Annotated in this window: 9 protein-coding genes; 1 reads left to right on the top strand and 8 read right to left on the bottom strand. The window is 71.0% G+C overall.

Annotation, left to right across the window (positions count from 1 at the left end; all coding sequences use genetic code 11):
• Positions 1-206: 206 nt before the first annotated feature.
• The 8 genes from HBB12_RS22145 to HBB12_RS22110 all read right to left on the bottom strand — a co-directional run bounded on the left by HBB12_RS22145 (position 207) and on the right by HBB12_RS22110 (position 9,102).
• Entirely contained in the window at positions 207-1,052 is an 846-nt protein-coding gene (locus tag HBB12_RS22145) for a metallophosphoesterase family protein (RefSeq protein WP_236991332.1), read from the bottom strand.
• Entirely contained in the window at positions 1,049-1,978 is a 930-nt protein-coding gene (locus HBB12_RS22140) for a diacylglycerol/lipid kinase family protein (RefSeq protein ID WP_236991331.1), read from the bottom strand. The genes HBB12_RS22145 and HBB12_RS22140 overlap by 4 nt, the downstream gene beginning before the upstream one ends.
• 324 nt (positions 1,979-2,302) lie before the next feature.
• Entirely contained in the window at positions 2,303-4,504 is a 2,202-nt protein-coding gene (locus HBB12_RS22135; protein ID WP_236991330.1) for a 3-hydroxyacyl-CoA dehydrogenase NAD-binding domain-containing protein, read from the bottom strand.
• A 22-nt stretch (positions 4,505-4,526) separates the two neighbouring features.
• Positions 4,527-5,060 carry a hypothetical protein gene (locus tag HBB12_RS22130; RefSeq protein ID WP_236991329.1) on the bottom strand — a complete coding sequence of 178 codons (534 nt, stop codon included), beginning with the start codon at positions 5,058-5,060 and terminating at the stop codon, positions 4,527-4,529.
• Positions 5,061-5,065: 5 nt separating this feature from the next.
• Positions 5,066-6,274, bottom strand: coding sequence for an acetyl-CoA C-acetyltransferase (locus HBB12_RS22125; protein ID WP_236991328.1), 1,209 nt, complete (start codon positions 6,272-6,274; stop codon positions 5,066-5,068).
• A gap of 68 nt (positions 6,275-6,342) precedes the next feature.
• Entirely contained in the window at positions 6,343-6,597 is a 255-nt protein-coding gene (locus HBB12_RS22120) for a hypothetical protein (RefSeq protein WP_236991327.1), read from the bottom strand.
• 31 nt (positions 6,598-6,628) lie between these two features.
• On the bottom strand, positions 6,629-8,422 hold the full coding sequence (locus HBB12_RS22115) for an acyl-CoA dehydrogenase C-terminal domain-containing protein (RefSeq protein WP_236991326.1): 1,794 nt from the start codon (positions 8,420-8,422) through the stop codon (positions 6,629-6,631).
• A gap of 218 nt (positions 8,423-8,640) precedes the next feature.
• On the bottom strand, positions 8,641-9,102 hold the full coding sequence (locus HBB12_RS22110; RefSeq protein ID WP_236991325.1) for a MerR family transcriptional regulator: 462 nt from the start codon (positions 9,100-9,102) through the stop codon (positions 8,641-8,643).
• Positions 9,103-9,689: 587 nt separating this feature from the next.
• Between HBB12_RS22110 and HBB12_RS22105 the strand changes: the two genes are divergently transcribed.
• Positions 9,690-13,202: a hypothetical protein gene (locus tag HBB12_RS22105; protein ID WP_236991324.1), complete on the top strand. Its 3,513-nt coding sequence runs from the start codon at positions 9,690-9,692 to the stop codon at positions 13,200-13,202.
• Positions 13,203-13,311 lie beyond the last annotated feature (109 nt).

The raw sequence follows: 13,311 nt of genomic DNA, 5'->3' as shown, positions 1-13,311 counted from the left end.
TCCAAGTCCTTGTTATACCAACGGCCCAAGATGCTGACGCATCGGGCCGTTGAACCATCTCGAATTTTCGACCCCAAGCCAAAGGCTTGGCGAAAATTCGAGAACGGAACCAAAGGTCGTTTTCAACGACCGTTGGTATTATGCCGCATTTTCTGCGACGAACCGGTTTCCACTTCGTCGGAAAATGCTCTAACGGTCGCTCAGCCTCACTCCTTCGCTGCGCACCGCGCCGCGCCGGATTCTGCCGCGTCGCACCAGTCCTTGCCGGTCCACAGCCGCACCTGCACGGTGGCGACGCCGTTCTCCACGGTGATGCGGTTATAAGCGTTGGGCTCGTTGCCGCGCAGCCGGGTCGAGGTGGCGGAGCCGGCCTGGACCGCCAGCAGCCGCCGGCCGGTCGCCTTGGCCTCCGGCCGGTCGATCTCGGCCTTGGGGCCGTCCGGCGTCGGCTCGGCGAAGCGGGCATAGCCGCGGTGAAGATGGCCGGCGAGCGTCAGGCCGACGCCGCGGCGCTGGAAGGCGTCGAGCGCGTCGTCGGCGTGTCCGACCAGGCGCGCCTCCTCGTCCCAGGGCGGCGGCATGAACGGGTGGTGGCCGACGACGATGCGGAACAGCCCCGGGGGGAGGGCGTCGAGCTTCGCTTCCGTGCGCCGGATCTGCGCGTGGGTGATCTTGCCCTGCGACCAGTCGGTCTCCGGCGCCCAGGTCCTCACCGTGTTGAGGCAGACCACCGCGATCTCGTCGTCCTGGAAGACCGGCTCGGTCTCGGGCGCGACGTAGCGCTTGTAGCGCCGGAACGGATGGAAGAAGCGTTGCCAGAGCCGGAACGGCGAGATGTCGTGGTTGCCCGGCACGGCGATCCAGGGATGCGGCAGCCGGTCGAGGAAGGCCTTGGCCTCCAGGTATTCCCGGGTACGGGCGCGCATGGTGAAGTCGCCCGAGATGATGATGAGGTCCGGGCGGTCGCGGGTCAGCTCCGCCACCAGGCCTTCCACCACCGCCGGGTCGGTGCGGCCGAAATGCAGGTCCGAGATATGGGCGATCCGCCTCACCGGGGATCCTCCGCCGGCACGAGGACCCGGAGGGCGGAGGCGCGAAGGCGGTAGCGCAGGGGTGGGGCGATCAGCACGACCTCTCCGTCATTCATCACCCGGACGGCGCGGCCGCGGGCATCGAGGGTCAGGGCGTCGGTCTCGTGCCGCTCCAGCTCCGGCAGGCGGCGCCACTCGCCGATCGCGAAGCCGAGACCGAGGCGCACGAGCCGCGCCGCCGACAGGGTCTCGACGAGGTAGAGCGTGAGGTGCCCGCCGTCGACGCCCGCCCGCGACAGAACCTCGCCGAGGCCTTCCCGATAGTCGCCGCAGACGACAGCCAGCGTCCGGAAGCGGATCGGCCGGACCCCGGCGTCGAGGGTGAGCACGGCGCGCTCGCGCGGATAGCGGCCGAGATGGCGCAGCAGGCCGGCCGCAATGCGAGCCACGTCGAGAAGGCCCATCCGGCCGCGCTTCGCCTCGCGGTGGCGCGCCAGCCGGGCCGGCATTCCGATCACCGAATTGATCAGGAAGACGTGGCCGTTGACCTCGCCGGCATCGATCGCCCGGACGACACCGTTCGCCAGCACGGCGATGGCCGCGTCGAGGTCGAGGGGAAGCCTCAGATCCTTGGCGAGCAGGTTCATGGTGCCGAGCGGCAGGATGCCGAGGGGCACGTCCCGGCCGGTCAGGACCTGCGCGGCGCAGGCCAGGGTCCCGTCGCCGCCGGCCACCGCCACGGCGTCGATGCCGGGCAACCCCGCCGCAGCGTCCAGGCGCTCGGGCAGGGAAGCGTCCGGGCGCGGCTCGGCCACCACTTCCAGGCCGGCCGCCGCCAGGCGCTCGTGCAGGACCTCCGGCGTCAACCCGCCATCGACCAGGGAGCCCGCCGCGACATTCGCCACCAGTACGATCCGGCGGGTGGGTTCATCGTTCTGATTCGTCACGCGGTCGTCCCGGGCGGCGAAGGCGCCGTCCGGGCAGGATGCCGGTCCTGCATCTCAGGCAGATGGCAGAGTGGGATAATCTCGTTCCCCCTCCGATCTCATGCCCGAATCATCCCACCCACGACCTCATCCTGAGGTGCGAAGCGATCGAAGATCGCCGAGCCTCGAAGGAGGCCTCCAGATGTCTCGCGAGCACTGGAACCCTCCTTCGAGGTCAGTCCACCTTCGATGGAGCGCGATCTCCGATCGCCAACACCTCAGGATGAGGTCGTGAATGGGATGAATCGGGCAAGCAGGTCGACCCAGCTCTTACGCCGTCGCCGGTCACGCCGCCTTCTTGACCGCCTCGCCGTAGAACGTCCCACCCTTCTCCGCCATCGCCACCAGCGTCGCCGGCGGGGCGAAGCGGGCGCCGTGCTTGGCCTCCAGCGTGCGGCACAGCTCGACGAACCGGGCCGCCCCCATGAAGTCGATGTAGGACAGGGCGCCCCCGGTGAACGGCGCGAAGCCGAAGCCGAGGATCGAGCCGACATCGGCCTCGCGCGGATCGGTGACGACTCCCTCGCCGAATGTGCGGGCCGCTTCCAGCGCCTGGGTGACGAGAAGGCGCTGCTTCAGCTCCGAAAAATCCACCGCCTCCGGGTCGAGGCGGGTCTCCTGGAGGCCCGCTAAGCCCGGCCAGAGCTTCTTCGGACCCTGCTCCGGGTAGTCGTAGAAGCCCTTGCGGTTCTTGCGCCCGAGCCGGCCTTCGCCCTCGACCAGCGCCGTGAGCAGGCGCTCCTGGTGCGGATTGATGGCAGCCTCGCCGACCTGCGCCTTCGTCGCCTTGACGATCTTGAGGGCGAGGTCGACGCCGACCTCGTCGTTGAGCGACAGCGGGCCGACCGGCATGCCGGCCTGGCGCCCGGCATTCTCGATCATCGCCGCCGGCACGCCCTCGGCCAGCATCAGGTGGCCTTCGAGGATGTAGGCGCCGACGCAGCGGTTGGCGAAGAAGCCGCGGGCGTCGTTGACGACGATCGGGGTCTTCTTGATCGCCCGGACGTAGTCGAGGGCCACCGCCAGCGCCCGCTCACCCGTCGCTTGGCCCATGATGATCTCGACCAACATCATCTTCTCGACTGGCGAGAAGAAGTGGATGCCGATGAACTGCCCGGGCCGCGACGAGGCCTTGGCGAGGCCGCTGATCGGCAGGGTCGAGGTGTTGGAGGCGAAGATCGCGTCCGGCCCGATCACCGCCTCGACCTTGGCGATCACCTCGGCCTTGACCTTCGGGTCCTCGAACACCGCCTCGACCACGAGATCGCAGCCGGCGAGCGCCGAATAGTCGCCGGTCGCGGTGATGCGGGACAGCAGCGCGTCGCGGTCGGCGGTCTTGGCGCGGCCCTTCATGATCTGGTCGGAGACCAGCTTGTGGGCGTAAGATTTGCCCTTCTCGGCCGCTTCCGCCGACTGGTCGACCAGCACGACCTCGAGCCCGGCATTGGCCGAGACGTAGGCGATGCCCGCCCCCATGAAGCCGGCGCCGACGACGCCGACCTTCTTCAGCTGCACCGGGCCGACGCCCTTCGGCCGGCGGGCGCCCTTGTTGAGCTCGCCCATCGACAGGAACAGGGTGCGGATCATCGCCGCCGCTTCCGGCGAGCGCAGGATCTTGGCGAAGTACCGGCTCTCCACCTTGAGCGCCAGGTCCATCGGCAGTTGCAGGCCCTCGTAGACGGCGTGCAGGATCGCCTTGGCGGCGGGGTAGTTGTCGTGGGTCTCGCGGCGATAGATCGCGTTGGCCGGCGGCCAGGTCATCATGCCGGCGGGCGAATAGACCTTGCCCGACGGCGCCTTGAACTTCGGCTGGTCCCAGGGCGCGACGGCCGAGCCGCCGGCCTTGATCCACTCACGCGCCTTCTCGACGATCTCGGCGCGGGGCGCGACCGCGTGGACGAGGCCCATGTTGCGGGCCATCAGCGGGCGGATCTGCTCGCCCTTGAACAGCATCTGCAGAGCGTCGCCGGTCTGCATCAGGCGGGCGACGCGCTGGGTGCCGCCGGCGCCCGGGAACAGCCCGACCTTGATCTCCGGCAGGCCGACCCGGGTCTTGTCGTCGTCCGACAGCACCCGGTGATGGCAGGCCAGCGCCAGCTCGAAGGCGCCGCCGAGGCAGGTGCCATGGACGGCGGCCGCGAACGGCTTCCCGCAGGTCTCGAGCTTGCGGTAGAGCAGGGTGAGCCGGCGCGATTCCTCGAAGAAGAAGGTCATCGCCTCCTCCTCGCCGCGCTCGCGGGCCAGCCGCGCATATTCGGCGCCGATCCCCTGGAGCATGGTGAGGTCGGCGCCGCCCGAGAAGGTGTCCTTGCCCGACGTGATCACGCAGCCCTTGATGGCGGCGTCCTTCACCACGGCGTCGACGATCCGGTTCAACTCGTCCATCACCTCCCGGGTGACGACGTTCATCGAGCGGCCCGGCATGTCCCAGGTGGCGAGCGCCACGCCGTCGGCATCGGTCTCGAAACGGAAGTTCGTGAGGTTCATGGCGAAGGCCTTGTGAGATCGATTACGGCTTGGCAGGAGCGGGGGCGGGAGCCGGCGGGGGCGCGGGGGTCGGCATCGGAGCCGGCCCGCCCTGCGGCGTCTGGCCGTTGCCCTGCTGCGACAGGGCCGCCAGCGAGAGCAGGTTCATCATCTTGGTCACCGCATCCTTGGTGATCGTGGTCACCATCGAGGTCGGGTCGGCGTTGAGCGCCTGGAACTTCTGGTAGACCGGGTCGTCGTAGATCCCGGCCAGCCGCTTCAGCTCGGCGGCGTCGAACTTCTGGGCGTATTCCTTCGAGAGCTGGTCGACGAGGGTGTCGCGCTCCTCGGCGAAGGTCTTGTCGAGTTCCGGGCGCATCTTGCCGGCTTGCTCGGCGCTCAGCGAGGCGAGGGTTTTTTCCTCGGCCTGCTTGAACGCCTGGGTCAGGTTGCGGGCGACGGTCTTGGTGACGATGTCGCGGGCGAGCGTCAGGCGCTCGTCGTCGGCCCGGGCCGGGCCGGCGAGGACCAGCGCGAGGGCGAGGCCGGCGGCGAGGTGGGGCAGGGGACTGCGCATTGCTGTTACACCCGCTCGATGATGGTGGCGGTGCCCATGCCGGCGCCGATGCAGAGGGTGACGAGCGCCGTCTGTTTTCCGGTGCGCTCCAGCTCGTCGAGCACGGTGCCGAGGATCATCGCCCCCGTCGCGCCGAGGGGATGGCCGAGCGCGATGGCCCCGCCATTGACGTTGACCTTGGCGGCATCGACGTCGAAGGCCTGGAGGAAGCGGAGCACCACCGCCGCGAAGGCCTCGTTGACCTCGAACAGGTCGATGTCACTGACGCTCATCCCGGCGCGCTTGAGCACCTTGCGGGTCACGTCGACCGGGCCGGTCAGCATCAGGGCCGGGTCCGAGCCGATATTGGCGAAGGCCCGGATGCGGGCGCGGGGCTTGAGGCCCGCCTTGGCGCCGACCTCTTGCGAGCCGATCAGCACCGCGGCGGCACCGTCGACGATGCCGGAGGAATTGCCGGCATGGTGGACGTGCTCCACCGCCTCGACATCCGGATGCGCATCGACCGCCACCGCGTCGAACCCGCCCATCTGGCCCATCTGGACGAAGGAGGGCTTGAGGGCGGCGAGCGACTGCATGTCGGTGCTCGGGCGGCGATGCTCGTCGTGGTCGAGCAGCGTCAGGCCGTTGACGTCGCGCACCGGCACGACCGATTTCTTGAACCGGCCGTCCTCCCAGGAGCGGGCGGCGCGCTTCTGCGATTCGACCGCGTAGGCGTCGCATTCGTCGCGGGAGAAACCGTACTTGGTGGCGATCAGGTCGGCCGAGACGCCCTGCGGCATGAAGTACGACTTGATGGCGATGGCCGGATCGACCGGCCAGGCGCCGCCCGACGCCCCGATGCCGATGCGGCTCATCGATTCGACGCCGCCGCCGACCGCCATGTCGTGCTGGCCGCTCATAACCTGGGCGGCGGCGAAGTTCACCGCGTCGAGGCCCGAGGCGCAGAACCGGTTGATCTGCACGCCCGGCACGTGGTTGCCGTAATCGGCCACCAGCGCCGCCGCTCGCGCGATGTCGCCGCCGGCCTCGCCGACCGGGTCGACGCAGCCGAGGATCACGTCGTCGACGAGCGTGGTGTCGAGGGCGTTGCGGTCCTTGAGGGCGCGGAGCGCCGTTTCGGCGAGGCGGAGCGCCGTCACCTCGTGCAGCGAGCCGTCGGGCTTGCCGCGGCCGCGGGGCGTGCGGACATGGTCGTAGATGTAGGCGTCGGGCATGGGGCGTCTTCCCGGAATAATCGTGCGGCGGCCCCGAGACGGGGCGCCGGGGAGGAGGAGCGCGCCGGTCAGGCGCGCTCCGCTTCGATGCGGGCGATACGGCGCTCGTGGTCGTCGAGGCGATGGACGAGGGCCCCGAACCCGGCCACGACCGCGTGGGTCAGGCCGGTGACGCGGGTGTCGAGTTCGTCGATGCGGGCTTCGACATGGTCGAACCGGCTATCGACCTTGGCTTCCAGCCGTTCGACCTTGCGTTCGAGCTGCTCGATCGACCCGCGGATGGCGCGAAGATGTTCGAGGACCAGGTTCTCGGGTTCGGCCATCGCGGCAGGCTCCGTGGATACGGGCCGGAGCCTAGAACAGCTCCGCCGGCACCGCCATGACGGCGTCGGATCCGGCCGAGATGCGGGCGAGCCGGGTGCCGGTCTCCGGCAGCACGCGCTCGACGTAGAACCGGCCGGTGGCCAGCCGCGCATCCAGGCGCTCGGCGATGCCCTCGCCTGAGATCTTCTTCTCGGCCGTCGCCTTGGCGATCCGGCCCCACATGTAGCCCATGGCGACGAGACCCATCAGGTGCATGTAGTCGGTTGCCGCGGCACCCGCGTTGTCGGGCTTCGCCATGGCGTTCTGCATCAGCCACATCGTCGCCTGCTGCAGGTGGCCGAGGCTCTTCATCAGGGGCGCGCAGAACACCTTGAGGGTCTCGTCCCCGGCATTCTCCTTGCAGAAGCCTTCGACCTCGGCGAGGAAGCGCATCATCGCCCGGCCGCCGTCGCGCGGCAGTTTCCGGCCGACCAGGTCCATCGCCTGGATGCCGTTGGCGCCCTCGTAGATCTGGGCGATGCGGGCGTCGCGCACGAATTGCGACATCCCCCATTCCTCGATGTAGCCGTGGCCGCCGAACATCTGCTGGGCATCGACCGCGTTGGCGAATCCCCGGTCGGTCAGGACGCCCTTCACCACCGGGGTGAGGAGGCCCATGTGGTCCTCCGCCGCCTGGCGGGCGGCCGGGTCCTCGGAACGGTGGGCGATGTCGGCCTGGAGCGCGGTCCAGATCACGAGCGCCCGTGCGGCCTCGTTGAAGGCCCGGATGGTCATCAGGGTCCGGCGCACGTCCGGATGGACGATGATCGGGTCGGCGGGCTTCTCGGGCGCCGCGGCGCCGGTGAGCGCCCGGCCCTGGAGCCGGTCGCGGGCGTAAGCCACGGCGTTCTGGTAGGCGACCTCGGACTGGCCGAGGCCCTGGATGCCGACGGCGAGCCGCGCCTCGTTCATCATCACGAACATCGCGTTGAGGCCGCGATTGGCCTCGCCGACGAGCCAGCCGGTGGCGCCGTCGTAGTTCATCACGCAGGTGGCGTTGCCGTGGATGCCCATCTTGTGCTCGATGGCGCCGCACGACACCCCGTTGCGGGCACCCACGGTCCCGTCGGGCCCGACCAGGAACTTCGGCACCACGAAGAGCGAGATGCCCTTGGTGCCGGAAGGCGCGCCCTCGATCCGGGCGATCACCAGGTGGACGATGTTCTCGGAGAGGTCGTGTTCGCCCGCCGAGATGAAGATCTTGGTGCCGGTGAGCGCGTAGGAGCCGTCGCCGTTCGGGACCGCCTTGGTCTTGAGCAGGCCGAGATCCGTGCCGCAATGCGGCTCGGTCAGGTTCATCGTTCCGGTCCAGGTGCCCTCGATCATCTTGGGCAGGTAGGTCCGCTTCTGCTCCTCGGAGCCGTGGACCAGCAGGGCCGCCATGGCGCCTTGCGTCAGGCCCGGATACATGCCGAGCGCGGTGTTGGCGCCGGACACGAATTCCTGCATCACGCTGTTGAGGGTGTGGGGCAGGCCCTGGCCGCCATACTCGGCCGGCATCGACAGGCCCATCCAGCCGCCGCCCGCATAGGCGTCGTAACCGGCCTTGAAGCCCTTCGGCGTCGTCACGCGGCCGTCGGGGTGGCGGGTACAGCCCTCCGTGTCACCGGCGCGGTTGAGGGGCGCCAGTACCTCCTCGCAGAGCTTCGCGCCCTCGGCGATCACGGCCTCGACCACGTCGGGCGTCGCGTCGGCAAAGCCGGGCAGGTTGCTGTAGCGCGCGAATCCGAACACGTCGTTGAGGAGGAACAGCACGTCCTCCACCGGCGCCTTGTAGCTCGGCATGTTTCCCCCGCTCCCACGCTTGGTCCGCGGCGATTCCCGCGGCGAGATAGTTCATATGTAAACTATCTCGGTGTGGAACGGCAAGGGGTGGTCCGGCGCGTGGCCGGGTTTCACCGGTGACACGGTTGACGATTCGACATCGAGGGGTCGAACCTGGATGGCTCGATCCCGGCGGCGCCCGCCCCCGCAGAGCGCCGCCCGGTTGGTCCGCGCGCCGCTCAGGCGGTCGCGACGGTCTTGCCGTAGCCGCGCAGGGCCTCGAGCGCCCGCTCGATCTCCGCCTTCTGGTTCTCCAGATGGGCGATCTGCTCGGCGACCTGGGCCGGCGAGAGGGCGAGGGTCGCGCCGGGGCCGGCCTCGGCGAGCTCGTCGCCGTCGACCATCGCGGCGATCTCACGCAGGGTGAAGCCCAGCTCCTTGCCGCGCAGGATGGTGGCAAGGCGCGAACGGTCATCCTCGGTGTAGAGGCGGGTGGTGCCGCGGCGCTGCGGATGCAGCAGACCCTTCGCCTCGTAGAAGCGCAGAGCCCGCAGCGTCACGCCGAACTCCTCGGCGAGGTCGCCGATGGTGAGAGTCGCCGGAGCGGTCGAGCGTCCGGCCGGCCGGCCGGTGCGCGAAGCGGACCCGCCGGAGCGAGCGGGCGCCCCCCTGCTGCCCTCGGTCTGCCGATCATAAGCCATGCCGATTCCCCCGTTGAGACACGCGCACTGTCCGTACCAGCGACGCCCCACGGACGCCTCTGTGACACAAAGAAGGTCAAATGACCTACCTAAGGGAAAGGTAACGTCAACTTGAGCGTGTGTTACTTACGGTAAAATACCATATGTGCCAATCGCTTATGACATAAATCACATTACCGTTATGTAGGCAAAAATCGGCAGGCGCGGCCCGAAATGCCCGCCGCGAGCGCAGAAGTTCGCGCGGGAGTTGTGAGCATAAATCGACCATCATTGGGTTGCGCGCGCAACGATCGGGGGAGTCCCGACCTGCCCGAACGGAGGTTCGAGCGGACCACGGTGATCTCGTCGCGATCCTCGCGCGCGCGGAGGTCCCGCGGAGGTCCCGCGGAGGTCCGTCCTGCCCATGAGCGGACGCAAGGTCGTCGCTTAACTGCTTATTTACCCTGCCGCTCGAAAGTGCCGACAGGAACCTTTTCAGGCCGCTGCCACTGACCGGATCTTCAGGATCGAGCGGGGCGCGGGGTTCCTGCCGGTGACGAGCCGGCGCCTGTCCGCGAGATCCTTCGGCCCCTTGCGCAGAGCCCGCTATGAGACGGACCGCTCCTACACTCGACGCTTTCGACCCGGAGTTGCGCGATGCCGCCCGCGAGGCTGCACGCCGCGCCGGGTTGTCCGTCGACGAGTGGCTCGCCGAGGCGATCAGCGAGGGCTCGGCCCGTGCGGGCGTACGCCAGCAATCGCGTCGCACCGCCGGCTCTCGGCGCACGCGGCAGGACGTTTTCCAGGGGGCCGACATCGCCGAGCCCCGGCGGCCCGAGCGGAGTTGGCAGAACGACGCTCCGCGGGTGCAACGGCCGCGCCACGGGCGGGGCCATGCCCCGGAGCAGGCGGCCGAGCCGGCGCTGCTCCAGACCAATTCACTCCAGCCGGCGCCGGTCCAGACGACTCGGGTGCAGGCAGCCCCGCTTCAGGTTCCCTCGGCGCAGGCCGCCGCGCTCGCCGGCGCTCCGGCCGGCGACCCGCAGCTGATCGAGGCGGTGGCGGCGATCGGCCGGCGCCTCGACGCGATCGACCAGCGCATCGGCGCGAGCCGCGATGCCGCCGACGAGGCCGTCGCGAAGGCGGTGCAAGGCATCGAGGCCCATCTCGCCGAGAGCGCCCCGCTCGAGGCCGCACCGCGGCCGGCCGGCCGGCGCGGCCGGCCTGCGCCCAACAGCCTCGCCGCTGCGGTGGCGGAAATCCGCCAGCGCCAGCAGCAGCTCGACGACGGCGCCCCCGAGGAGGATCAGGAGATCCTGGTCGACGGCCTGCGGCGCGACCTCGCCCGGGTGATGGAAACGACCGAGGCCGCCGCCGACAAACTCTCCCCGGCGATCGCCGGGCTGCAGGCCGAGACCTCGCGCCTGCGCGATTCGATCGGCACGCTCGCCACCAGCGGCGACCTCGTGACCCTGGAGCACGCGGTCCGCACCCTGGCCGACGAGGTGCAGCGGGCCCGCGAGCCGGCCGACCTCGTCGCCATCGCCGGGCCGATCGACCTGATGCGGGTCCAGGTCGGCCGCCTCGCCGAGGACGTCGCCGCCAACGTCCATGCCCGCGTGGCCCAGGACGTCGAGCGCCTGGCCCAGCAGGTGGACGGGGCGATGGGCGGCGACCGCGCCGGTCTCGCCGATCGCGACGCGATCGCCAAGCTGTTCAGCGAACTCGACGAGATCCGCGGCCGGCTCGCGGTTCTCGCCGAGCCGGCCCGGGTGCAGAATCTCGCCCAGTCGGTCGACGAACTCACCGAGACCGTCACCCGGCTCGGGAACGGCATGCTCGACAGCCCGGCCCTGATGAACGAGCTGCGGCCGCTGCTGGAGGAGATCCGCGAGGGCGTGCGGGCGCCCGGCGCCGACGCGCCGGCCCTGGCGCAGGGCATCGCCGAGCTCGACCGCAAGCTCGACGACCTGCGGGCCGAGCGGCGCGAGCAGCCGAACGCCACCGGCGCCATCCTCGGCCGCATCGACGCCCTCTCGGCCAAGGTCGATCAGGTCGCGGCGGTGACCACCGTCGGCGACGTGATGGATCGGCTGGAGCAGATCGGCGACGCCCTGCGCCAGCCGGCGCTGCCGAGCAGCGACCTCGCGTCGATCCACGGCATGCTGCGCGGCCTCGCCGACAAGCTCGACCGGGTCGGGCAGGGGGCGGGCGGCGAGGCCCTGGACGGCCTCGAGCGGCAGGTGCTGGCGCTCGCAGGCCGCATCGACACCCGGGGCAGCGACCCGGCCCTGGCGGGCCTGGAGCGCACCATGGGCGACCTCCTGGCCCAGGTCGCGCTCCTGCGCGACGAGGCGCCGATCCAGGCCGCCGCGGAGCGCGCCGCCCGCAGCGTCGCCGACTCGATCGGCGCCGAGCGCAAGGACTCGTCCGTCTCCGATGGCCTCGGCGGGCTGCAGGCGGTCCTGGCCGACATGCGGGCGCAGCAGGCGGCTTCCGACAAGCGGCTCCAGGCCACCATGGAGGGCGTGCATTCCGCCCTCGAGCAGCTGGTCTCCCGGCTGACCCATCTCGACGGCGCGCCCCGGAGCGAGGCGGCCGCGCCGGTCGCCGACGCTGCCCCGGCCCGCACCGCCCGCAACCTGCGCGATTCGCTGCGCGAGACCACCGCGCCGGCGCCCGAGGCGCGCCCGGCCCGGCGGCCGGACGCGCCCCGCGCCGGCACGCCGAGCCCGGCCGACGAGATGATCGAGCCCGGCGCAATTCGTCCGCGCCAGCCGCAGGGCGAGGCCTCCCCGGCTCCGGAACTGCCGGCCGGCGACATCAAGGCGAGCTTCATCGCGGCCGCCCGCCGCGCCGCCCAGGCCGCCGCGGCCGAGGCCGCCGGGGCCGGCCAGACCCCGCCCGCCGTCGAGCGGACCGGCGAGGCCAAGGGCAGCCTGGTCGAGCGGCTGCGGGCCGCGATCGAGCGCCGTCGCCGGCCGCTGCTCCTCGGCATCGCGGCGATCGTGCTGGCGCTCGGGACGCTGCAGGCCCTCCAGAACTCGGGGTCGCGGGTCGCCGCGCCCAAGGTCTCCCAGGAGGCCGCCGCGCCGGTCGATCCGGCGACCACGCAGGCCGTCGGCGCGCTCGCCCTGCCCAAGGGCACGCCCCCGGTCGCGGCCACCGACGCGCCGGACGCCAAGGTCGCCGATACCAAGGTGCCCGACACCAGGGCGCCCGACACGAAGGCCGCGGATGCGAAGCCGGCGGCCGCCAAGCCCGAGGCAACCCCCCAGAAGGGCGCCGAGGCCGGCCCGGAGACCGCGAAGCCCGCCCTCGCGGCCAAGTCTGCGCCCGCAGCCAACCCGGCGCTGCCGCGGGTGACCGACATGGCGTCCCTGAGCCACGACCTCGCCGGTGTCCCGGCCGGGGCCGGCTCCCTGCGCCAGGCCGCCCTCGAAGGTGACGGTGCGGCGATCTACGAACTCGCCAGCCGCTCCGTCGACGGCCGTGGCCTGCCGCGCGACACCGCGCTCGCCGCCAAGCTGTTCGACCGCCTGGCCGGCGCCGGCTACGCCCCGGCCCAGTACCGCCTCGGCAGCCAGTACGAGAAGGGTCTCGGCCTGGTCCGCGACCAGGAGAAGGCGCGGCTCTGGTACGGCCGCGCGGCGATGCAGGGCCATGTCCGGGCGATGCACAACCTCGCGGTGATGCTGGCCGAATCCGGCGGCGCCGGCGGCAAGCCCGACTACACCTCTGCGGCGACCTGGTTCCGCAAGGCCGCCGAATACGGGGTGCGCGACAGCCAGTACAACCTCGCGGTGCTGCTCGCCCGCGGCCTCGGCGTCACCCAGGACCTGCCCCAGGCCTATGGCTGGTTCGCGGCGGCGGCAGGGCAGGGCGACGACGATGCCGGCCGCAAGCGCGACGAGGTGGCGGGCAAGCTGGCGCCGAAGGAGTTGGCGGCCGCCCGCAACGCCGCCGAAGCCTGGAAGGCGAAGACGCCCGACGCAGCCGTGAACGATCCGCCGGCCGCCCGCGTCGAGACCGCGGCGAATCCGGGTGCCATCTCGCTGATCGGCGCGCCGCCGCCCCTCAGCGTCGGCAAGGGGACCGGGACGGGCACCGGCAAGGTGTAGTCGCGGAGGCAGGATCCGCCGACGGGCGCGGACCGGGTACGGTCCGCGCCCGTCGGCGCCGCGGGTTCCTCGGTGCGCCGACATGGTCTAGATCGGGGATCCCGCCGCC

This window comes from Methylobacterium sp. SyP6R, from assembly GCF_019216885.1.
Lineage (GTDB): Bacteria > Pseudomonadota > Alphaproteobacteria > Rhizobiales > Beijerinckiaceae > Methylobacterium.
This window is presented reverse-complemented; position numbering and strand designations above follow the sequence as displayed.

What these genes read in the sequence shown, in the direction of transcription:
- HBB12_RS22110 (WP_236991325.1), bottom strand. Translation starts at nt 9,102, where the DNA reads ATGGCTTATGATCGGCAGACCGAGGGCAGCAGGGGGGCGCCCGCTCGC.
- HBB12_RS22125 (WP_236991328.1), bottom strand. Translation starts at nt 6,274, where the DNA reads ATGCCCGACGCCTACATCTACGACCATGTCCGCACGCCCCGCGGCCGC.
- HBB12_RS22130 (WP_236991329.1), bottom strand. Translation starts at nt 5,060, where the DNA reads ATGCGCAGTCCCCTGCCCCACCTCGCCGCCGGCCTCGCCCTCGCGCTG.
- HBB12_RS22105 (WP_236991324.1), top strand. Translation starts at nt 9,690, where the DNA reads ATGAGACGGACCGCTCCTACACTCGACGCTTTCGACCCGGAGTTGCGC.
- HBB12_RS22115 (WP_236991326.1), bottom strand. Translation starts at nt 8,422, where the DNA reads ATGCCGAGCTACAAGGCGCCGGTGGAGGACGTGCTGTTCCTCCTCAAC.
- HBB12_RS22120 (WP_236991327.1), bottom strand. Translation starts at nt 6,597, where the DNA reads ATGGCCGAACCCGAGAACCTGGTCCTCGAACATCTTCGCGCCATCCGC.
- HBB12_RS22135 (WP_236991330.1), bottom strand. Translation starts at nt 4,504, where the DNA reads ATGAACCTCACGAACTTCCGTTTCGAGACCGATGCCGACGGCGTGGCG.